Below are 21,264 nucleotides of genomic sequence, written 5' to 3'. Positions count from 1 at the left end.
CACTCTGTTATCAATCCCTTCACTAATTAGATAAAGCTGTATACTTTAAAAGGAAAACTCATTACTTGAATTAAAACAGTTCATTAAGAACATACTAAAAAAGACGCTGCGAAGCTTCTGTTTGGTATCCTTCGCTATTCTAAGTTTACAATATAACAAAAAGGTCTTGATACTTGTCCAAGACCTTTTTGTTATGTTTATTTATTAGCATTAATAACTTCTCTTATATTATCAGCGCTATAGTACTCCCTGCCATTAAACGTATGTATAGTTAACTGTTTTTCAAACTGATCAAGAAAGTCTTGAAGATCTTTTTTTCTAATACCTAGAAAACTATTTAACTCTTCTTTTGGCACTAATAAACCTCCGCTATAACCTTGATAGCGACCAATATTGCCGTTTTTAACTTTTATGCTTTCTAACACATAATGGCCAATCGTTCCTAAAGATGCCACTATAATGAGACCAAGGGTAAATAAATTCTCCATCTAATTCCACCTTTAAATATATAAATATGATTTGTAATGTAATATCACAAATTAAGGTATTATTTTACCAAATTTCCTTTTAAATGGCTATAATTAGTACATAAACCTTCTGACATTTGTTAAAAGGTTTAATAAAAGATCTAAAAGGAGTTTTGTTTGTGTTTAGTATTAAGAATTTTTTATCCAGTAAGATAGGTAATGCAATTATTGCAGTAATTGTTATAACTGCTATTATTGCTGCCTCCTATCTCCCATTCTTAGGAATCCAGGGATGGATAGGCATACTTGAAAGACATCATTTAGGAGGAATTATAAAAATTGATGACATTGATAGCAATGTTGCGAAAGCTATCTACATACACTTGATGTTACTATCCGCATATATAGTAACTGTAGTATTGGAGATGATTCTTACGTTTTTAAAGAAGAGAAATATTACAAATCTCTCTCTAACCTCTCAAAAGGTAGTTTCTTTTATATTATTAGTCTTCTTTAGTTCCTTATTGACTAAAGTAGTGATATTAAATCTTTTTCAAAAAGTACACTGTTCAAGTATACTCTTACTTGTCGCTTTCTTTACTTATTATTCTTTCTTGTTCTCATTTAAAGATACATACAGAAAACAAGAAGCCTTTGTATAAGGAATAAATGGAAACTAATAATTAAATGAATGACTTCTATTTTTCAGGAGGTAAAGTCTTGAAATCGTTTTACAGATTTTTATTAACTTTTGTATTCTTTTTCATTAGCAATTTAATTGTAAATGCCTTGTTAAAGCATAATTTGAATACACTAACAGCCTTTTCAGTTGCATTCGGCTGTGCATTTGGTATGTTCCTTGTTGAAATTTATGCAATAAAAAAGGTGTTTAAAGATGTTAAAGATGAATGAATTACTCATTTTGAGATGACTAATAAGACTAAAAAAGGTGTCAGAAAAAGCTGGCACCTTTTTTTATGCTTTTTAGTTTGTAGTTTTGCGCCAAAAAAATGGTATGAAACCACTTGTTATACTGTTTGCTTTTTAACATTTTCTACTTCAAAACTGAACTACTTATTCTTAAATGCGTGCTCTTTTATTTTTTATTAAATTAATTCTATTTTTAAGCAATGCCATCCAGCAATAAAACGTTTATAATAAAATTAGATATATTTTACAAAAAAGGTAAATAAAAAGGAGTTGTGCCTATGTTTAATAAGAAGAAAGATCTACCTACTGTAGCGGGGTTTGTAATTTTAGCGGCATTTATACTTGTTGTTGTAGCTGCAGCTGCTTCTCTCCCTGTCTTTGGTTTCTACGGATTAATGAATATCTTTGAAAAGTTTCAACTAAACAGCCTGCTATACGTAAATTATTTTGATAGCAATATTTTTAACGTCTTATACATACTCTTAGCATTATCATCTGTCTATAGCGTATTAATGATCTTAGAAGTGATTTTTATCGTTCTCAAACAACGTAATATTATAAAATTGTCATCGTTATATCATAAGTTACTATCGTTTGTCTTATTGGTCTCCTGTAGCTTTTTGTTAACTAGAGTAGTTGTATTAGGTTTATTTCAAAGAATCCACTGTTCAAACAGCCTTTTACTTGCAGCATTCTTTCTAATTTATTCTTATTTCTTCTTATTCAGTGATACATATAAAAAACAGGAAGCAATATTATAATTAGAGTTAAGCGCCAATAAATCCGTTTAAGACTTTAATAAAGGAGATCGTCTTTTATGTTTACTAAAAAAAGAACATATCAGGTATTAATAGCTATTGTAGGAATTGCATATTGCATTTATAGCTACACACTAAAGCCTAGTGTAAGTCATTATACAGACTCCTACATCGTATTCCCTATTAGCATTGTATTCCTGTTATTTTTTGCACTTATGTATATTAGGTTAGATAAAAAAGGAGACTAAAACAAAGTTTAGTCTCCTTTTTCTATTTATAAGATTCTAGCAGCACCCCATAAATGGTCACTAATTGAATTACAACTAGCTTTTATACTGTCAATTCGTTTTCTGATTTTAAACTAATTGCATTTTTCAATAACTGTTGTAAAAGCATAGTAAAAAGAATTATAACAAGTGTCGCAAATACAATAACCGTACCCATAACAGCTAGCCCCGGATGTAATGCATTTAACATAGCAAGAGTAAGCATTCCTAAAACATACAAAACAATAATAATAAGTGCACAATTTTTAATGTTTCCTAATGAGTTTACCGCTAACTTAGAAAAAGCATTATCCTTCTTAATAGAATTCAACAGCTTTAAGGACTGATATAAAGCTATAAAAAAAGGTATTGCTGTTATATATAAAGCAAAAAGAACTGGAAACCTTAAATATGCATACTCAGGATTCATAACCGCCGCTTTCCTTGCCACAGTAGGTAACCAAAAAGCACACATTATTAACACAATAAACCCAATTGAAAAAATGGACATCCTTAAAAAACTTATTTTTTTATATCCCATAAAAGCACCGCCTTTTTTTACCAGTATAATTCAATGTATATCGTTTAACAATAAATATTTATTCTTTAATATAATAAAATATCACTCTTAATTTTGGAGTGATGTTTTTTAATTAGCTTATTATAAGGATAGTTTTTTGTATTTTTCGCTTTTTAAAAGAGCTGTTTGAGTGGGTTATTAGCTGTCTCTCAATTGAAACATTATTAACTAGATACACGTTTTAATTATGTTATTTTCTTTATTTAGTAAGTAGAGAGCGCCATTTACGTCTAATCCTCATATTATTTTACTTGTTTTTCTAAATATGTTTTAATTATACACTGGTTGTTTGTGATGCTTTTTTGAAAGGATGTAAAAGATTGAAACTAATTAATTGTTACACATTTTATCTTAAGCTTTTAGCTCGAACAAAGGTTGTCCCCATACTGTTAATAGGAACTTTTGTATACGGTATATATGTTTTTTACCTATACGCCTCGTTAAAGGACGCCCCTACTACCTTAGTCGCAAACCCCATTGTCTGTGGATTTATGGCCTGCTACTTATTTATGGGTATCTACTTAGGGAAAATTGATGAAAAGGAAGAAATTCAAGAAACCATTGGTGTTATAAGAAACGCTATACTACATAAAACCATCTCGAAGTTCTTGCTTGTCTTGAGCTTTGTCGTTTTAATGACTGTTTTTTTCTTTGTACTCTTTGTTTATTTTTTCTTCACAAAAGATTTTAACGATTTAACTTTCTTTTGGTCCGCGTTGAAATATATCTGGCTCTATTGGGGAATGTCCTCTTTGATTATGTTTTTAACCGGAAACTTATTAACACTCTTATTAAGAGGAAAACTTGTCTATTTATTAGCCCTTATTATATTCGCTGTTACCATTCCTATAAACTATGCTGTGTTTGGAACCGAAATAATGACATCCTCTCACTTTAGAGTAGATAAGATTTTAAATTTAGGAGAGCCTAATTTAACTCGAGTATATAATAGCTTTTATGGTTTCTCGTTAGATGTCATTCACTGGTATAAAAAGATATTTGTTATTGCCCTTCTGTTAACTATATACACAGTGATTTGGCGGAGAAGAAAAACGATATCTACCACTACCTTTAAAATACTTTTTATACCCCTGTTAGTCTGCTTAGCAGGATCTTCTTTATATTTATCCAAACCTTTTCAGGTGCTTTCTGATAATGACTATGTATATAAAGGTTACTATCGAAATTATAAAGATAATGACCCTAAACCCATTAGCAGTCCGGTTTCCTTTAAAAAGTACGATATAAAATTAGAGAACAGCGCTAACCTCGAAGCTACGGTTAAAATACAAGCACACAACACAGGAAACACAAGCATTAAACAACTTAATTTAACCTTGTTTCACGAACTACGCATTAAACAAGTAAAAATGGATGCTAAAAAAATTGATTTTAAACAAGATGGAGATTTAGTTACGCTAGCCTTTAAAAATAGGCCTTGGAAACCAAATGATAGGAGAGAGATTGAATTTGAATACAGCGGATTGCAATCAAACCTCTACTTTGGCAACAAACAAGCCATATATTTACCAAATTATTTCTCTTGGCTACCAAGCGAAAATCTAAGTCCCGCTTTTAGTATTGTTACTAAGTATCACTTATTACACAGAGTACCTCATCAGCCTAATGAGAAAAAGGAATACCATCTAGTCGTTAAGAATGGTAAAAGAATACATACCAATTTAAAAGAAGTTACTTTTAATACGTGGGAAGGTTTTTCTAGTGATGGACTTTCCATACTGTCTGGGCAACTAACTTCAAGAGAAGACAATGGAATAACCTATGTTTTCCCTAATGCTTGGGAGGCCCAATTTAAACAAACAGACAGCATTCGTAACTACTTGCAAAACCTTATGACCTCTATGAAAGACACGCTTAATGATAAGCATATTGCTATGCCGCACACTATCTATTTTATACCAAATCAAAACTTAGATGACGGAGTTAGCGGCGAAGGAACTTGGTGGAATGACAACTATTTAATTTGGGGATTCCATCAGGCAGACTACCCTTATTCAGGTAACTCCTTCTTTACCAAAGACCATTTAGGGCGTGTTACTCCAGAGTTGATTTTCGGAGAAACAAAAAGGTATGAAGAGTATGAAAAAGAAAATGACTTTAGCTTTAATATGTTGTTTTCTTATGCTTATAGTCGCGCATTAAATAATCAATTCCACCTCCCTAATGACGATGTAGAAGATTCACTTGATAATCTTGTTAGTTCATTAAGTGAAAGCTCAGCACCATTAGAGACAACTAGATTACTAACTTTATGGCTAAGAACTAAAAGTTCAACGGATGCTAATAATCAAGTTTATAAGGAATGGTACTCTCTTATACAAAATCCGACTCCTCAAAAGTGGAATTTACTTAACGACATCCTAAAAAAAGAACAAGTACAATAAGGAGCTCAATATGAAACAAATTTATTTAAAAGAAATTAATAAAACATATAAAGACAAACAAGTTCTTCAAAACCTCACGTTTGACATAAAAGGTTCGTTTGGTCTTTTAGGACCTAACGGTGCCGGAAAAACAACACTAATGAGAATTTTAACTACACTGGTACCCGCTGACTCAGGAGAAATCCTTATGGACGATGCGGTATCTTGGAACGATCCTAATACAGTCCGTTCTTATATTGGATACTTACCACAGCATTTTTCTCTGTATAAAAATATGACTGTAAATGAGTGTTTACTTCATTTAGCTATCTTAAAAGGAATTAAAAAATCAAAAGCAAAAGAAGAAATTTCTTCTCTCCTTCAAGAAGTAAACTTGCAGGAGCAAAAAAAGAAAAAAATAAAGCAATTATCTGGTGGTATGCTTAGACGAGTCGGTATTGCTCAAGCACTACTTGGGAATCCCCCGTTTTTAATTGTGGACGAGCCTACTGTCGGTTTAGATATCGAAGAACGTGTTCGTTTTAGAAATTTGTTAAGAACAATTGGAAAGGATCGTACTATCCTTATTTCTACGCACATTGTAGAAGACGTTGAAATGATTTGTGATTACATCGGAATATTAAAACAAGGAAAGCTTATTTTTGTAGGAAGAAAAGAAGAACTTAAATCCCTTGTTGAAGATAAGATTAAAGAAGAATACTTAACACTTGATGAAGCTGATGCTATTCAAGATAGAGTTATCTCTCTTAAGCAAGAAAATGAACGATGTCTTGTTCGTTATTTTGTAGATGAGAAGATTACAGAACAGACCACTATTTCCCCAACTATTGAGGATGCTTATTTATTCCTCACTAGGAAAGGAGAATAACCGTGAATTCGTTTAAAAAGCTAAATTTATCATTTGAAATTAAATCAATGGAGGCAAATTTCTATATTCCTTTCTTAGCTATCTTTATTGGAATACTTTATACCTGCTTCTCTCCTAACGTTGACATTATTCAATACACGTCAAGGATATTAGAGTTTATTGTCTGCCCTGTAGCGGCTTGGTGGTCTATGGAGTTATTCCTCGATTATTACGAAGATAAGACAGCTGAAACGCTCTTTAGCTACCCGCTATCTACCTTGTATCACGGCATTATGAGGGTAACAACTTTTTTTATAATGTATCTATCAGCATTCTTAATTCTGTTACTTATTATCACATTAAAATACCCTTATGTTTCATTCTTCAACTTAGTGGTTCTTTATGTTCCTCAGGCGATCTTGTATTGCTATTTAGGGTTCTTTCTTATGGTACTGTCACGAAACATTACTGTGCCTATGTTAATACTATTAGCATACGTAGCAATGAAGTATTGGACAATGGGTGATCGTTTATTTCCGCTGTATAATGTAATGTCATTCTCTGTAGATATGCAGCTATATCCAAGAATTATTTTATTAGCAATAAAGAATATTGCACTAGCATTTGTTCTAGCAACTATGGGGCATTTTATTCTATCTAGACGAAAAATTTAACTTTTATATATGTACAAAAAGCTGAACCCTCTACAACATTGGGATTCAGCTTTTTATTTTATGGTGTTTATAACCTTTTGAGAATTTTTATATAGATAAATTACTATTTTACTTGTTTTCCTAAATATGTTTTAATTATACAATAGTAATTATTTTTCATCGAACCTTTATTGTAGAGGTCATTAAAGCTTCTACAAACGCAATTTTAGAATTAAGAGAATGGAGACAAACAATGACCTTTGTTAAGAAAATAAATATCTCGTCAGAAGCTAAATTAATGGGAATGGACTTCTATGTTCCCTTTTTAGTAATTCTAATAGCAATACTTTATACGTGCTTTTCTCCTGATTTGGTTAATTTGCAGTATATATCAAGAATAATAGAATTTGTTGTATGTCCTATAGCGGCTTGGTGGCCCGTATATTTATTTTCAGAACGTTCTGTAGAGAAAGATAAAGAAACTAATTTGAACTCTAAATACGCTACATCTGCTTTGTCTTATGGACTTATTAGGGTAACAGCTTTCTTTCTTATTTTTCTAGCGGCATTATACGTTTTGTTTTTTACTATTACATTAAGGTACCCTTACCCTTACATTTCACTACTTAATTTAAGTGTTATCTATGTTCCGCAGACTATAGTGTACTGTTATTTAGGATTTTTCCTTATGGTTCTATCACGAAACATTACGGTTCCACTCTTTATATTGTTAGCATATGTTGCTTTTAAGTACTGGACTATGGGGGACAATATAATTCCGCTATATAACATAATGTCATTTAATATAGATATGCAGCTGTATCCAAGGATCATCGTATTAGCTATTAAAAACGCTGTAGTGGGACTTGCTCTAGCGAGTATAGGACATTTTATTCTATATAGACGAAAGATTTAACTTTTATATACGCACAAAAAGCTGAACCCTCTACGATATTGGATTTCAGCTTTTTTGCATTCATAACACAGTATTAACTCACCTTAACAATTTAATATTTCAATAAAAGTAGATATTTTTACCTTAACAACCAAAACGTAGTGTATAATCCTTTAGTACTATAATTCAAGGAGGAAACACACAACTATGAAAAAAACTGTATTAATTGGGGTATCATCATTGGTATTAGCGACTTCTGTCTTAGCGGGTTGCGGAAAAGAGTCTTCAACTGCTGCTAGCGGTGGATCTAGTCAAACTATTTCTATGTCACAGGTTTCTAAAGTAACAGTAAATGGTGACCAGTTAAGTGAAAAGGAACTAAAACAATACATAAAAGATTATATGGAGATTAAAGAATCCAATATCCTTGATTTAAATTTGGACACTCAATCAGCTATTAAGAATATAGCTTTAAGAGACGCTTTATTAAAAGATTTAGGTATGACTCAAGAGCAATTTAATAAAAATTATGACGAGAACCTTAAGTTTTTGAAAGAACTGAAAAAGAGAGATCCCAACGATAAGGCTACTATTCAGTCTAAAGGTCTATACTTACATCAAACACTTGGAGGAGAATACGCAAAAAAATATTTGCTGAATGATTCTACTCTTAAAAAATTATCTAACTCTGTAAATGGAGAAGAGAAAAAGGCTTATGACCAATTGTTCCAAACAGTAAAAGCCGATATGAAGAACAATCGTGGTAATAGCAAATTAACTTTCTTTGATGCTTATTCATTGTATTATGTTGCTCAAAAATACGAAGTAGTAGATATGCTTAAATACCAGCAAAAGCAAATTAATAAATCAAGCGTAAAAGGCATTAAATTAACAAAATTAAAAGATGACGAAGTTATGTTGTAATTATAAATACAAAAAGTCTGCCGTATATAGTACTGCAGACTTTTTCACTTAATATAAAAGAACTGATCAATCAAGAAACAGTCTCGTTTTTCGTAGAAAAGTTTTTAATATCCCCCTCCCTTTTACCAATAAAGCAACCTTTTTATCGCTGCAGTACTAGGCATTAATTAAAAATAATATTTAAAAACGTGTTAAATAGAGGATACATATCACCTTTATCTTATATTTTTTTCAATAAAAGTAGATATTTTTACCTTGTCAACAAAAATGTAGAGTATAATTCTTTGGTACTATAATTCAAGGAGGAAACACACAACTATGAAGAAAACTGTATTAATTGGAGCATCATTGGTATTAGCAACATCTATCTTAGGAGCCTGCGGAAAAGAGTCTTCTACTTCCGCTAGCGGAAAAACTAGTCAGAGTATTTCTATGTCCGAGGTTTCTAACATAAGTATCAATGGAAAAAAATTAAGCGAGAAAGATATAAAGCAATATAAAAAGAATTATATGCAGGATACATATAAAAAAATGAATTTAGACTCTCAATCTGTTATTAAAAACATTGCCATAGAAGAGGAAATGTTAAAAGATCTAGGTTTTACACAAGAACAACTTGATAAAAAATATGCGGAAATTGTTGATTTTGTAGAAAAGGATAAAACTAAGGGGAATATTAGCGTTATTCCACAAGGTTATTTCTTGCATCAAACATTATCAAAAGCATATGCCAAGAAGTATTTAGTAAACGACACTACTATGAAAAAAACATATAATTCTCTAAAGGGTGAAGATAAGAAAAACTTTAGTCAATTGTCCGATTCTGTTTTGTATGATAAAGAAAACAATTCAAAAATGATAGATTTAGATGCTAACTATTATCGCCTCTACCTTATTGCAAGCAAAAATAAGGTAGTTGATGTAACTAAGTACCAACAAGATTTACTGGATAAAGCTGATGTAAAAGGAATTAAATTATTTAAACTAAAGCCAGATGAGACTATCTTTTAATGTTAAACGTAAAAAGCCAGCCGTATTATACAGCAGGCTTTTTTACTTGTTCAATTATTGGGGTTAGCTTAATACTAATGCACTTGCTACTTTTGTTTTTTTAACCGTGAAAATTACCTGTATTCTGATTTACAGTTACATAGCCGTTTTCTCCGGTGTCCACTTCTTTAACCCAGACCTCCCAGTACCCGCTTCCTATACTTTTATAGCGACTTGGTGTAACGTGATAACCAGCGTACAAATCTTTTTCAAACTTATCAACCCAAGCTCCTGATGGACGGTTTATTGCCACGCTCTTTTCGTTATTTTGGCTTAAAGAATTATCAGGTGTTGAGATGCTTTTTTCGCTTTCGTTTGTAGCATCTGATGTTGCGCTCTGTTCATTTGTAATTTTATTAGTTACTTGATTTGTGTTTGGCTGAGTCGCTGAAGAAGCACCGCTTGAATTAGAGATATTGTTGGTTTGTGATTCCTTTTGTCTAGATACATCATTTGTAGCTGTTGATGACTTTTTCTCTTCACTAATGCTAACTTTTTGTGTGTCATTACTACTTTTATTAGCATTGTTAGAAGAATTAGCAGTTTTAGAATCAGCATTAGAATGTGATTGACTCTCCTGAGACATAGTTTGTGTGGCTACATCTTTTGTTTCGCTTTTCTTATTGTCGCTGCCTTTACTGCCAGTTTCAGTATTGTTTTTTTCACCTTCTTTATGAGCGTTTGATGTTTCGGCCTTACTGGTAGGTTGTGAATGATCTTCGCTGGACGTGGTGCCACAAGCAGATAATAAGAGTAAAGAAATAGATAATAACGATGATGCTGTGAACAATGATTTGCTTTTTTTCATTAATGGTAACTCCTTTCTAGTGTGGTGCCAATTTACTATTGTGAACCTGTATAAGATTTAGAAAATTTATACATTCCAATTATATACATACGTTTTTTTTGAATACAACTTAAAGGTAAGACAAGCTTACAAGTTTTAAACAATAGTCAACTTCCTGCTACGTATATAACCCCTGAACAAAACAGGCGACTTATATAAGCCACCTGTTTTGTTGCAATTTAACTTTCGAATAAATCTCTTTTTTTATTTAATAAAAATAACAGCAAATCTTTAGTGTGTTTTTGGATTAACAATCCCTAGGTCTGATTCAAAATCCGTGAGGTAAGTAAGAGCATTGTTGTGTCTTTCTTCCTCCTCCATAGTATAGGTACTAGTATTGTATGGATTTTTAATTAAATTTTTATAAGAGTTCACTGTTACTATTTGGGCATTTAAGGAAGATTTAAAAGATTGAGTCGCATTTTCTAACTGTTCAAGTTGTTTTTTACTAAAGTCATCACGATGTTTTTGTAATTCGTCTTGCACTAAAGTCAACTTGTATACTGGCCCGTTTTTTATATCATTGAGCGCCGGCTTTATATCTTTATTAATATCCTTTTGTGAAGAGTGAATATGGCTATAGAAGAAAGCGGCACCCCGATCTTTTCCATCGTCCCATCCACTAGTGGCATCTACAATTGAGTGCAAATTATCCTCCATTGTTACCTGGTATATTGTCTTGGCTGAAGTATATTTTTTGTAAGCTTTTAAAGATTCTTTTTCATCTAGTTTCTCTATATCTTTTTCAAGCCAATTAATGCTTACTTGCAACTCATTATTATCCATTTCAGCAACCCTTGAAGCACTGTTAACCGATGTAGACAACAAGTTAAAATCATTTTTATAGCTTGGGAATGTTTTTTCAGTGTCCTCTTCTTTATTAATAAGGCGATCACATTCATTCTGGAGAAAAGAAAGCTCTATTTTTATTTTCTTTTGAGCTTCTTCTTGTTCTGAGGTTTTGTTAACCGGTTCTTTTGAGGTACATCCTATTAAGCTAAGAGCTAATGTTAGAGTAGCTGCTCCGGCCGCTATTTTACTTGCATTCTTCATTGTGAAACTCCATTTCCTTTTTTGTTTAACTGCTACTACGATGAACTTTCTTTAGTTCCTCTTTTATCTCTACCGCTAATTAATTAGAATTATTTGTTTTAAACACAACATAGCGGTATTCCTTATGTCCTTCCTGCTTAATAATAACAACCTGTAAAACTGTTTATTACTATTCTAGCACAATTTTCCTCTTTGTTTTGTACTGTTTATCCAGTTTGCACCTAGTAAGCAGTATTTCTTTAGCAAAGACTTAACAATTCTCTTCTATCAGCAATTTTTATTATTTTCTTATACTCCAAAAAACAGAAGTATAATATTTCCAGACGAAGGAACTAAATTAAAACTAATCATATTGGAGTGGAAGAAATGCAATTAATTAAATTAGACCCAAATAAAAAACTGGAATTTAAAAGTGAAATACCTATTGATATAAAAAGTAAAATTTATTCAATGTTTAAACAACTAAATCTTGTTAAATATCATTTTTCCGATCACGAAATTGTGAATGCTAAATTAAAACTAAAAACGTGTACTTGGGAAATAATTTACCCTAAATATATGTTCGCAAAATTTAGTGAGGCTAATGAACTTACATTAAAAATATCTTGTGTAAGAATATCTACTGAGAACGAGGTTATTTTAGGAGCGTCTGATCACAAGGTACATCACAATTTCAAAGTAATTCTATAACGAAAACATTTTAATTCAAAAGTGTGCTTGTACTATGGTAAATAAAAAAGCCGCAACTCATATTCACGAGTCGTGGCTTTTATCATTTTAAAAGTTACTTCCTTAAGCTTTTAAATTCTTATATAGAGACATTATCCTTGTTAATACTCCAAAGTTTACTCAAAAACAACGTCTTTATTTTCCATTATTCCTTCTACTTTTCTTTTAACTCGAGGAACAGCATCGTTTTGATAATAAGCAGTTAATACCTGCTCAAGGTTATCTGTACCTAAGCCTGCTACTTTAGGAGAGATTTTTTCAACGATTGGATCATCCAAGTTCTTAATGCAGTTTTCCATCGCATCAAGAGCAACCAAACTCAATGGTCTTCCTTTATTTAACCAATCCTTCATTCTATCCCAGGTAGGATGACTAACTGCTGCTAAACGTCCCCAATTATCATTGAACTCTGTACACGTTTCTTCAATCCAGTCTAAAACGTCACTTGAACAAAAGCGGTATAAACAGCTAAACGCAACTATAGGCAAGTCTTTTTCATTTATGATATCTAATCTTGTTAAAACATTATGTAAGCCTTCTTTAGTAGGTAGACTAGTTGCTGTGGCCAGCGATAGCGGATATAGCAATTCCTCACTGTAATTATTCCACAGTTCTCTTATCCAATCAGCAGCAACCGGCCCCAAGACTTCTGCTGCTATCTCTAACATACGGGATTTAATTTCAAGGTTGTTTACGCTATGAAATTTTGTTTTAACATAATCCAAGACATATAAAGGACTATGAGCACTTAGGGAAACTATAACTTCATCTTCAAGGGACCACCTTGTTATAGAAAAGTCTATTAAGTCAGCTAAATTACCTTCCACGTTTTTTAATGTTGGGGACTGATAACCTGAAAATGAGGTTGTATCTTCTTCTGATTCGTAAGATACCCCGTTATCATCGTAAAAATCATCGCTTAGCAAATACTTGTTGTGTGAGTGGATCACCGCTAAGTTGTACCATTCTATAGGGCGTAAAGAATATGTTACTGACCTTTGGTGACAGTCACGACATACTTTATAGGGTTGTTCATTATCATCAACTGTTTCTACTTTGTTTACAGCCGACAGTTTACAAGCTTCACAATCGTTATTAGAGTGTGTCATTTAACCACCTCTTCTTACTTTTTTAGTTTTTCTTTTTCAGCAAATCAATTGCATAAAACATCTGCGCAATTAAAAATGATAGCAGTACAACAATGATTAAACCAAAAGTTTTAATTGCATCTTCTGCTATGTCTCCACCATTACCAAAAAGGAATCCAAAGACACCGTAAAGAGCTATACATATAAAAATAGTTACAAAGAATATTGCTCCGTATTTACGCAATAATATTACCACCTTATTTAATTCAATTATCTAACCAAAAGGTTCTAAGCAATTTTAACATAATAACTTTTTGTTAATGCTTTTTTAAGCAGGAATTAAAAAGAACGCACGCGTTATATCTGTTGTATTTAAATATCATAAATAGTGCCAAAAAAACGTAATTTAGCTATACTGGTACTATATAAACAGAGAAGGAGTGATCTTTATGAACAACAAGCAAACCAAGTTATCAGATTTTACTAAGAAGGAAATTGAGAAAATCCAATCTCATAAAGGTAATATATTTAACTCCCCTGTTACCAAGCACTCTTTCGACTTTTGGTCTTTAGATGCTGAGGCCGTTTATCCAGATTCCCAAGAGATGCAAGATGCTTTCAATAAAAAGAAACAAAAGGTTTTTAAAAAAAGAAATAACCTCTAAAATAAATTTAGAGGTTTTTATATTTACCTAATCTTTACTCCAAGAAGGTTCTTGAAGTTTCTTATTGTTGCAGTATAGCTGGGCTTTTTCTTTTCTTTGAGAAAATGCGTATAAGCCTGACCTGGAACATAAGAGTCATAACTTGTTCTGGTATCTCCTTTGCTTCTTCCATTCTTGTGTCGCTTCATACTTTGTGTTTGTTTCCCAAACATTGTAATCATCCTTTCAATCTTGTTTATCCAGAATGGTCTTCTTGTATATCAAGCAGCAATGTTGCATAGGCATACCAATCAAAGCCCATACCAAACATAGCGGTTACAAATTCTGCATCGCTGTGGCTTAGAGCTTTATATGATTTAAATATGACAGCATACTGTTTATCTTCAAATTCATAAGCATAAAGTAAAACGCGTGATTTTTTAATCAAACCAACTTGCTCCATAATCTCAGCTTTTCCACTTTCTAAAGATTCCTCGAATAATTCTTTAATTGTTTCATCCTCTATCTCATTGTATTCGACCATATTGTATTGAAGGTTTAAACCGCTTTCGTTTTTCCAAAATAAATGAATCTCTTCAACGATTTTCTTTAAAAATACATTAATATGTTGGTCACGTTCTACTGAGGCTAGTAAAGGATACTGACTTGCTATTCGGAATGAATTTAAAAAAGTGCTGTTGGATAACATTGTTTCAGTTTGACTCAATACAGTTTCTACTGGAGTATCTTTTGCTTCCCAGGTTAAAAACTTAGGAATACCGAAACTCTTTGTCTCACTCGTTAATAGTGTTTTTACAAACAAGAATAAGATTGTGTACACAACACAAGCTACAATGCTAACATTTAGCTTTGTGAACAGTATAGCCATTAAAATTGACTTGCTTTTAAATGCGGTTAAATCAATTGTTTGGTATGTAATAATACCAGATACAATTCCTAACACTAAAATACAAACATTCATTATTAAATTACTTTTTTTCATAAAACAGTTACCCCCTGTACTCTTCTCTAAGTTGATAAACACACCTTTCCGTTTTTGTAGTGCAATGTTTGCTTATGAGCGCCCTCCTTTCCGAAACTAATCATACTCACTTTTTAATCTTCAATAAAAAAAAGTCCATTTTTCTAATGCTTGGACCTAAAAACTATAGTATTTAATATTAATTTTAGGAGCCTTGAATAAAATGAAGTTAGTCGTGCAAACTATTATTGAGGTCCTAACAGGATTCACTCTCAACTATATTTATCAGTAGAAAGCGGCTATCTTCTTATGGAGATAGTTGTTTTCTTTTAGAATATGGGGGATTGAGGAATATGAAGAACTTATGTAAATATGTGATATTTTTAATCGGTGGGGTGATTTGGCTCAGTGTTTTACTATTCTCTATCTACACAGACATAAGCAGTAAATCTAGTTATAATTCTTCAAATGTAGAGGACATCGGAAAGCGATAGCACTTTTTTGTATTTCTTACTTTCACGGCCCCATTTACTCTTTAAAAAACCCAACAAAAAACGATTAAAAAGCAGCTCTTTCTAATAGAAAGAACTGCTACTATTAAGAAAATTATAATTTTTTATGTACGTTGACAACTTTAAAAAGACGAAACTATTTGTTGAAATAACATTTAATTTCCTCGACTAATTTCCTCGACCAAATGCAATTGTATCAATTTCATTTTTATCTAAAAACTTTTCTATTTTTTTCTGTTCTCTTCCGCTTACATTTGAATCTTTGCTAGTTATTAAATCAATATCTAAATCAGAATAACTATCATCATCTATGTTATCAATTGCTTGATCTACGTCCTCTAACATTTGATTAGTGCCCTGTATGTATTTATAAATTCTTTGCGAAGCCTTTTCGTATCCTGAGGGCAAAGTGTTATGCGATATGTAACTCGAAAAATTAGCATCGTTTTCTCTAATTAAGCTTTTTACTTGTTTTAACTTCTTTTTGTTTTCTTTATTTAAGTTCCCATCAGAATCCGTAACATCATCGAACTGATCACTTACATTAGATAAACGTTCATTGCTATTCAAGTATGTTTCTATACTTTTTTTCATTTCTTCTTCTTGAATTAGACTATCTTTCTTAGCGGAACTAAATATGGATGTGGGTACTACTATTTCTTTACTAACTTCTTTTGAACTTTCTTCCTGAGAACAGGCACCTAATAGCATTACAAACAACAAACTGACACTAATAAAAAATTTTTTCAATTAAAACTCTCCCTCTAGCGCTAACAAACACCAATTATTTACATTGAAAATTTTAACATTAAAAATCAGGTGGTGCTATACGTCTAGAGACTGATATCTTTTTATTGCATTTTGTTATAAAAGGATATTTAAGTTAAATATCTCTCTATTTTCCATAGCTATATGTCCTTTAATTAGATATATAATGATCAAGACTTCTTCTTAATCATTATTCTTCCTGTCACAATTAAAGCCATACCCATTACGTACAATAATATAAAAGCGGTAAATGACTTTATGTATCCTGCTGGATAAAGTAAAGCACTTAGTATTAACAGTATAACTAGTGCGCTTATAACGTTTACTTTGTTAATTTTAATCTCTTCCTTCCTATTACCTAAAAAATATTTAATAAAAGTACTCCCGAAGTTAGAAAGGTCTCCATTGAGGATCCTTCTTATCAAATTCATTTCGCTTTCTTACAAATTTCACACTATCCTTGTCACAAGCTCCGTATTCAGCAAAGTTTCTCTGCGCTTCTTTCAATGAAATAACATTAGCTCCACCTTCATAATCAGGATCATTAAACTGCACGCCATCGTCTTCCCAAAAACATATTTCGCATATATCAAAGGTGCCAGGGGGTTCTTCTTCAAGCGTCTTGTAACCACAACAAGGACAAGTATATTTATGACTCATAAAATTCCCCTCTCTATATTCTATATATATTTCTGCATATCTTCGGACTAATCCTTAGAAACATTGGTGAATATGCAATAATAATACCTTTTAGTAGAATAAGTGGAAAGCTAATACAATAACTTCAAGTAGCAAAATTGAGATTTTTAAGGGTTTATAATAACAACTTTACATAACTCATAAACTAGGGGTATAATACTCCTTGGTAAAAAAAGTTTCTGCACTAATTGTTTCTCCACTAACAATTAATGCATAAGAGAATCCTCGAATATTCTCTTTAAGAGAGGGATTGGTAACCCCTCTCTTTTTTATGTTTAAAATAAGAAAAGAACCAACTTAAATTAAGTCGGTTCTTTTCTTACTAACTATCTGTACTCATACTGCTATTTATTATGCTTTTATCTATATTTTCTTGCTGAAATTAACTGTACTATTGGAAACACCAACATAGAGAGACATACAGCTACAAACAAAGAAATATTCCCAAAATCATTCTCTCTATTAAACACTGTGTAATCAGCCATCCAGAGAATAAAAAGACTTATATTCAAAATATGGTAACTTGTTTTTGCGCTTACCGTTGTAATCTTTTTACCCAGTTCATCTTTTTGGGCTTTTTTATTATTTCCCCAAGTAATAAACTGTGCCCACCCCATTACTAACACTACTATTCCTAAGACACCGCTAGATTCTATTTTAAGACCGTTCTTATAATCAGTTATATACATTGATGCAGCAAACAAAGTTACTAATGTTAAAAAACCATAGCCTAATAAATTGTTTAACGTTTCTTTTTTCATTGTTTACCCCTCCTGTTCTTTATACAAAAACAATTCATTAACACTAACTCCTAAGTTTTCAGCTAAACGAAAAGCTAATTCTAAACTAGGATCATATTTACTCTTTTCAACAGCATTAATGGTTTGTCTTGAAACCTCACAAACGTTTGCCAAATCCTCTTGCGACAGTTTTTTACCCTTTCTAAGTTCTTTAATTCGATTGTTCACGTTTATCAACTCGTCTTTTTAAAAGTAAAACATCTTTTACATTTCCATATTATGATAATTAAAAAGAAAAGTCAAACATATTTTACATATTATAGGTGTGAAATGTAAGCGGTGTAGTTTAAACGTAAAGCTTTTTCTATTACCAGGAATATTAGCAAGAATGGTTAAGTTTAAAAATCCTCTCTCTTTTATAATTGATATCTAATCTTTTTTAAAAAGGCGGGGTTAACTTTGGAATTTAAGGAGATCATTAAAGAAGATTTTGTGATTGTAGGCTTTAGTGACGCGGGAAAGTGGACTAAAGATATTGCGTACCCAATCCCTAAACTGTGGGAAAAAGCTTATTTATCTTTTTCTAATAAAAATCCAAAACAAATTATAGGTGTATGCTTACCGCCACGTAGCGATCACTATTTCTATACGTGCGGAATAGAAATAGATGCTGTTCTCTATAGTGAAATTAGAGAAGGAATGACCATTCACACTTTCCCTTTGCGAAATTATGTTGTATTCAAACACACTGGGCCCGCTACTACAATTTCTAATACATATAGAGAGCTATGGGATACATTTGATAAAAAAGGCTACACAATGAAACCTGGGATGCCTGAAATCGAAATAGTAGATATTAATATGTTTGGGCAAGAAGAGTCTAGCGGATATGAAATGGAAATATGGATTCCTATAGAAACCTTTTAAATAGTTATCTACACCCATCTTATCCAATTACTTAAAATAAAGAGCTGCTATTAAATTCATAGCAGCTCTTGTTTTGTTATTTATATTCGTATAGACTAGTCTTTCCTGGTAAAACAACTATCCCTTTTACCTTAAATAAATCATACTCTTTTCCATTTACCACTTGAGCAGCTTGAAAGAATGTTTCGCTGTCCCAATTAACTGGCGTAAGGCCTGAATGAACTCTTCTTTGATTTATATTGAAAAGCGTAGCCTCTTCTCCTTGTAACAATTTATAAGGCTCAAACACTAACCCCTCATATACAAACGTTTTTTCTTTCTTCATCGTAATTCCTCCAGTAAGTTCTTGTTTCTATGTTTATAAGCATAAAAATTTCTTCTGAAAATCTTGATCGTACATATAGCCCTTTTTGTGATATGCAACACTTGAGTTTCTACTTTGATCATCATCTAAAATAATTAACTCTTTTTCACCATCATTTTCTTCGGCTAGATAAACTTTTCCTTGGGTTACTCTTAGAGATTCATCAGTTGTTAGCGCTTTTACTTTAATCATTATCAGGTCTCCTTTTGTTAATTTACTAAGTACTGTAACAATTCTAATGCGATTTTTTTGTTTTAGGGGAAAAAGCAGAAATAAACACTTGAAAATTAATTACGAGTTAAAGAGAAAGCCAAGTATTTTTAACTATGTCTTATTTATAACAGATTACTTTTATTACATTTATAAAATTTTTACACTATTTTTTGGATTTTACAGGTGACATCAAACGAGGGCAAAACGTCCTAAATATTTGGTTTTTTCATTTAAATAACGGTGAAATTTATTACCGTTATTAATAAAAACCCATATTGTTACATTGCCTACACCCTTCCTAAAATAGGTATAATATACAATTTACGATAAAAAATGTCTTATGTTAGACTTTCTAATGTATTACAAATACAAAGGAGGAATTTGATGGATTTCATCAGAAACAGCAAGAAATGGATTCTATCTCTAATGTCAGCAGTACTAGTTTTTACGTTTGCTAGCAGTTCTTTAGCAGCTACAAACAGCGAAAAAATGCTCGACTCTGTAGAATGTCCATCTTGCCACGAAACAGTTAAAGCGCAAGGATCTCAAGAAGACAAAGACAAAGCATTTGATATTGTTAAATCTAAGTTTAAAGGACTAACAGTAGACCCTAATACACTATTTGTAACAGTATTAGACGACGACACAAACAAGGTAGCATTAGTTCAATATTCATCTGAAGGCAACACTTATCAGCACTATGTTAATTTAAATACAGAAGATGTGTTTATTACATATAAAGGTGAAGTAAACGTTGATAAAGAAACAGGCGACGTAAAATATAAAATGTTTGCTGATGGCATTTTAATGGCAAATATCACTGTCCAAAGTGATGGTAAATTAATCAACAATGAAAACGGAAAAGTTATTGATCCTAACGAATTTGAGAACAAGACTTCTCCTACTACTGAAACATTAACTAAAGCATATAATGATTCAACAGCAAAAGTATCAACGATGGCAGTAAAGGCAGATAGCAAGTTAAGTAAATGTAAAGACTTAGTTGGTGACATTGTTACTAATGGTGGACTAGCAAGTTGTGGTTTAACGTGCGGAGCTCTATTTGGAGTTGTAGGAGCTGCTGTATGTATTGGCCTATGTGCTTTCATTGAATCACAATATGGTAAAGCAAGTGCTAATGAAATCTGCACACAATTCTTCGGATAACCTACTATCATTTGAAATTACTTTACCAAGAATGTTAAGCTTTTCCTGATTGTTATTTTTTAAGAGGTGTTAGCATTGAAATTAATTAAAGAATTATCAATTATAGCTATTGGACTTATTATTGCTTTAGCCGTTTCTAAAATATTTTTTCATACCCCAAGCAATATCGGAATTGTAGTTATTTTTGTTACAAGCCTTATAGTTACAGGAATAGCAAGAGCCAAACTAAGATAGGCAAAGCAAAAACCACTTCCTTTTTATTGAGGAGTGGTTTTTGTTTTATATTGAAATTAGATTTATCCGCTATATTCATTAAATAATGTTATAAAGGAGTTTTTAAATTGAAACTATTTTTTATAGTTATTATGACCGTTTTTGCTATAGGCGCATTTTTAACAGCAATTTCAACTGAGAAGAAAAATAATAATGGCAACGTTCGTATGAAGACAATTATGTCGAATCTGTTTTTGCTCCTATTTTCTTTAAACTGCTTTGTGTCTCTCCTATTAAACAACTTTGGTATTATTAGTTGGGGGATTGGTGTGCTTTTCTTACTGTTAGCGGCTTTTTTTACAAAATACAAAAATACTCCTGGTAAAACTGTCTAATCTTAAATGTTATTCTATATGTAATAACTAACACATTAGTTCTATAATGCGTGCAAATGCAAAGGAGTTAAAACTTGAAAATTATTAAAAGTAGTTATTATGTAATTGCGTTCACTTTAATTCTTTCCTCTATGGTTGTTAACCTTGT

General features: G+C 31.7%; 29 protein-coding genes. 15 read left to right on the top strand and 14 right to left on the bottom strand.

Translation table 11 applies throughout. The annotated features are described in order from the left end of the window. Positions 1-197: 197 nt before the first annotated feature. Positions 198-488 carry a hypothetical protein gene (locus WKH56_RS08370; protein ID WP_342835251.1) on the bottom strand — a complete coding sequence of 97 codons (291 nt, stop codon included), beginning with the start codon at positions 486-488 and terminating at the stop codon, positions 198-200. A 116-nt stretch (positions 489-604) separates the two neighbouring features. Here WKH56_RS08370 and WKH56_RS08365 point away from each other — a divergent pair, with 116 nt between their 5' ends. The 3 genes from WKH56_RS08365 (at position 605) to WKH56_RS08355 (ending at position 2,158) form a co-directional block, all read left to right on the top strand. Then, positions 605-1,129 (top strand): hypothetical protein, encoded by a 525-nt coding sequence (locus WKH56_RS08365; protein ID WP_342835250.1) that lies wholly within the window; start codon positions 605-607, stop codon positions 1,127-1,129. Positions 1,130-1,187: 58 nt separating this feature from the next. Then, positions 1,188-1,379, top strand: coding sequence for a hypothetical protein (locus WKH56_RS08360; protein WP_316911267.1), 192 nt, complete (start codon positions 1,188-1,190; stop codon positions 1,377-1,379). Positions 1,380-1,675: 296 nt separating this feature from the next. After that, on the top strand, positions 1,676-2,158 hold the full coding sequence (locus WKH56_RS08355) for a hypothetical protein (protein WP_316911268.1): 483 nt from the start codon (positions 1,676-1,678) through the stop codon (positions 2,156-2,158). Between the two features lie 327 nt (positions 2,159-2,485). Here WKH56_RS08355 and WKH56_RS08350 read toward each other — a convergent pair whose 3' ends face one another. Next, positions 2,486-2,962, bottom strand: a complete 477-nt coding sequence (locus tag WKH56_RS08350) for a DUF2975 domain-containing protein (protein WP_316911269.1) — start codon at positions 2,960-2,962, stop codon at positions 2,486-2,488. Between the two features lie 548 nt (positions 2,963-3,510). Between WKH56_RS08350 and WKH56_RS08345 the strand changes: the two genes are divergently transcribed. The 6 genes from WKH56_RS08345 to WKH56_RS08320 all read left to right on the top strand — a co-directional run bounded on the left by WKH56_RS08345 (position 3,511) and on the right by WKH56_RS08320 (position 9,736). After that, the gene (locus WKH56_RS08345; RefSeq protein ID WP_342835249.1) at positions 3,511-5,406 is read left to right on the top strand and encodes a hypothetical protein; all 1,896 of its coding nucleotides are present in this window, start codon (positions 3,511-3,513) and stop codon (positions 5,404-5,406) included. A gap of 10 nt (positions 5,407-5,416) precedes the next feature. Further along, positions 5,417-6,274: an ABC transporter ATP-binding protein gene (locus WKH56_RS08340; protein ID WP_316911271.1), complete on the top strand. Its 858-nt coding sequence runs from the start codon at positions 5,417-5,419 to the stop codon at positions 6,272-6,274. Positions 6,275-6,276: 2 nt separating this feature from the next. Further along, the gene (locus tag WKH56_RS08335; protein WP_342835248.1) at positions 6,277-6,927 is read left to right on the top strand and encodes a hypothetical protein; all 651 of its coding nucleotides are present in this window, start codon (positions 6,277-6,279) and stop codon (positions 6,925-6,927) included. Positions 6,928-7,159: 232 nt separating this feature from the next. After that, positions 7,160-7,822 carry a hypothetical protein gene (locus WKH56_RS08330; protein WP_342835247.1) on the top strand — a complete coding sequence of 221 codons (663 nt, stop codon included), beginning with the start codon at positions 7,160-7,162 and terminating at the stop codon, positions 7,820-7,822. Positions 7,823-8,008: 186 nt separating this feature from the next. Next, the gene (locus WKH56_RS08325; RefSeq protein ID WP_342835246.1) at positions 8,009-8,725 is read left to right on the top strand and encodes a hypothetical protein; all 717 of its coding nucleotides are present in this window, start codon (positions 8,009-8,011) and stop codon (positions 8,723-8,725) included. Between the two features lie 318 nt (positions 8,726-9,043). Beyond that, entirely contained in the window at positions 9,044-9,736 is a 693-nt protein-coding gene (locus tag WKH56_RS08320) for a hypothetical protein (RefSeq protein ID WP_342835245.1), read from the top strand. A gap of 100 nt (positions 9,737-9,836) precedes the next feature. Here the strand turns inward: WKH56_RS08320 and WKH56_RS08315 are convergent, their stop codons facing one another. Then, positions 9,837-10,583 (bottom strand): hypothetical protein, encoded by a 747-nt coding sequence (locus WKH56_RS08315; RefSeq protein ID WP_342835244.1) that lies wholly within the window; start codon positions 10,581-10,583, stop codon positions 9,837-9,839. 270 nt (positions 10,584-10,853) lie between these two features. Continuing rightward, positions 10,854-11,675 (bottom strand): hypothetical protein, encoded by an 822-nt coding sequence (locus tag WKH56_RS08310; protein ID WP_342835242.1) that lies wholly within the window; start codon positions 11,673-11,675, stop codon positions 10,854-10,856. 366 nt (positions 11,676-12,041) lie between these two features. Between WKH56_RS08310 and WKH56_RS08305 the strand changes: the two genes are divergently transcribed. Continuing rightward, positions 12,042-12,365 carry a hypothetical protein gene (locus WKH56_RS08305; protein WP_342835241.1) on the top strand — a complete coding sequence of 108 codons (324 nt, stop codon included), beginning with the start codon at positions 12,042-12,044 and terminating at the stop codon, positions 12,363-12,365. Between the two features lie 155 nt (positions 12,366-12,520). Here WKH56_RS08305 and WKH56_RS08300 read toward each other — a convergent pair whose 3' ends face one another. Then, entirely contained in the window at positions 12,521-13,354 is an 834-nt protein-coding gene (locus WKH56_RS08300) for a hypothetical protein (RefSeq protein WP_342835240.1), read from the bottom strand. Between the two features lie 181 nt (positions 13,355-13,535). Then, on the bottom strand, positions 13,536-13,736 hold the full coding sequence (locus WKH56_RS08295; protein WP_342835239.1) for a hypothetical protein: 201 nt from the start codon (positions 13,734-13,736) through the stop codon (positions 13,536-13,538). 205 nt (positions 13,737-13,941) lie between these two features. On the opposite strand from WKH56_RS08295, the gene WKH56_RS08290 reads away from it, so the two are divergent. Next, positions 13,942-14,157: a hypothetical protein gene (locus WKH56_RS08290; RefSeq protein ID WP_342835238.1), complete on the top strand. Its 216-nt coding sequence runs from the start codon at positions 13,942-13,944 to the stop codon at positions 14,155-14,157. 23 nt (positions 14,158-14,180) lie between these two features. Here the strand turns inward: WKH56_RS08290 and WKH56_RS08285 are convergent, their stop codons facing one another. From WKH56_RS08285 to WKH56_RS08260, 6 genes are all read right to left on the bottom strand, one after another. Continuing rightward, entirely contained in the window at positions 14,181-14,369 is a 189-nt protein-coding gene (locus WKH56_RS08285) for a hypothetical protein (RefSeq protein WP_342835237.1), read from the bottom strand. A gap of 23 nt (positions 14,370-14,392) precedes the next feature. Then, the gene (locus tag WKH56_RS08280) at positions 14,393-15,139 is read right to left on the bottom strand and encodes a hypothetical protein (protein ID WP_342835235.1); all 747 of its coding nucleotides are present in this window, start codon (positions 15,137-15,139) and stop codon (positions 14,393-14,395) included. 659 nt (positions 15,140-15,798) lie between these two features. Continuing rightward, positions 15,799-16,380 carry an NDxxF motif lipoprotein gene (locus WKH56_RS08275; RefSeq protein ID WP_342835233.1) on the bottom strand — a complete coding sequence of 194 codons (582 nt, stop codon included), beginning with the start codon at positions 16,378-16,380 and terminating at the stop codon, positions 15,799-15,801. A gap of 408 nt (positions 16,381-16,788) precedes the next feature. After that, the gene (locus tag WKH56_RS08270; protein WP_342835232.1) at positions 16,789-17,058 is read right to left on the bottom strand and encodes a CPCC family cysteine-rich protein; all 270 of its coding nucleotides are present in this window, start codon (positions 17,056-17,058) and stop codon (positions 16,789-16,791) included. Positions 17,059-17,456: 398 nt separating this feature from the next. Continuing rightward, positions 17,457-17,858 (bottom strand): hypothetical protein, encoded by a 402-nt coding sequence (locus tag WKH56_RS08265; RefSeq protein WP_342835231.1) that lies wholly within the window; start codon positions 17,856-17,858, stop codon positions 17,457-17,459. Positions 17,859-17,861: 3 nt separating this feature from the next. Beyond that, complete coding sequence (locus WKH56_RS08260) at positions 17,862-18,071, bottom strand: helix-turn-helix transcriptional regulator (protein WP_376186657.1); 210 nt, start codon at positions 18,069-18,071, stop codon at positions 17,862-17,864. 225 nt (positions 18,072-18,296) lie between these two features. On the opposite strand from WKH56_RS08260, the gene WKH56_RS08255 reads away from it, so the two are divergent. Continuing rightward, positions 18,297-18,764: a GyrI-like domain-containing protein gene (locus WKH56_RS08255; protein WP_342835230.1), complete on the top strand. Its 468-nt coding sequence runs from the start codon at positions 18,297-18,299 to the stop codon at positions 18,762-18,764. 76 nt (positions 18,765-18,840) lie between these two features. Here WKH56_RS08255 and WKH56_RS08250 read toward each other — a convergent pair whose 3' ends face one another. Together WKH56_RS08250 and WKH56_RS08245 are read right to left on the bottom strand one after the other, a co-directional pair. Further along, positions 18,841-19,089 carry a hypothetical protein gene (locus WKH56_RS08250; protein WP_342835229.1) on the bottom strand — a complete coding sequence of 83 codons (249 nt, stop codon included), beginning with the start codon at positions 19,087-19,089 and terminating at the stop codon, positions 18,841-18,843. 33 nt (positions 19,090-19,122) lie between these two features. Then, positions 19,123-19,320 (bottom strand): hypothetical protein, encoded by a 198-nt coding sequence (locus WKH56_RS08245; protein WP_342835228.1) that lies wholly within the window; start codon positions 19,318-19,320, stop codon positions 19,123-19,125. A 405-nt stretch (positions 19,321-19,725) separates the two neighbouring features. Between WKH56_RS08245 and WKH56_RS08240 the strand changes: the two genes are divergently transcribed. The 3 genes from WKH56_RS08240 to WKH56_RS08230 all read left to right on the top strand — a co-directional run bounded on the left by WKH56_RS08240 (position 19,726) and on the right by WKH56_RS08230 (position 21,116). Then, positions 19,726-20,508 (top strand): hypothetical protein, encoded by a 783-nt coding sequence (locus tag WKH56_RS08240; protein ID WP_342835227.1) that lies wholly within the window; start codon positions 19,726-19,728, stop codon positions 20,506-20,508. Positions 20,509-20,583: 75 nt separating this feature from the next. After that, on the top strand, positions 20,584-20,742 hold the full coding sequence (locus WKH56_RS08235) for a hypothetical protein (protein ID WP_342835226.1): 159 nt from the start codon (positions 20,584-20,586) through the stop codon (positions 20,740-20,742). Positions 20,743-20,849: 107 nt separating this feature from the next. After that, entirely contained in the window at positions 20,850-21,116 is a 267-nt protein-coding gene (locus WKH56_RS08230) for a hypothetical protein (protein ID WP_342835224.1), read from the top strand. Positions 21,117-21,264 lie beyond the last annotated feature (148 nt).

Source organism: Priestia sp. SB1, from assembly GCF_038898415.1.
Note: the sequence above shows the minus strand (reverse complement) of the source record. Positions and strands in the feature narration are given on the sequence as shown.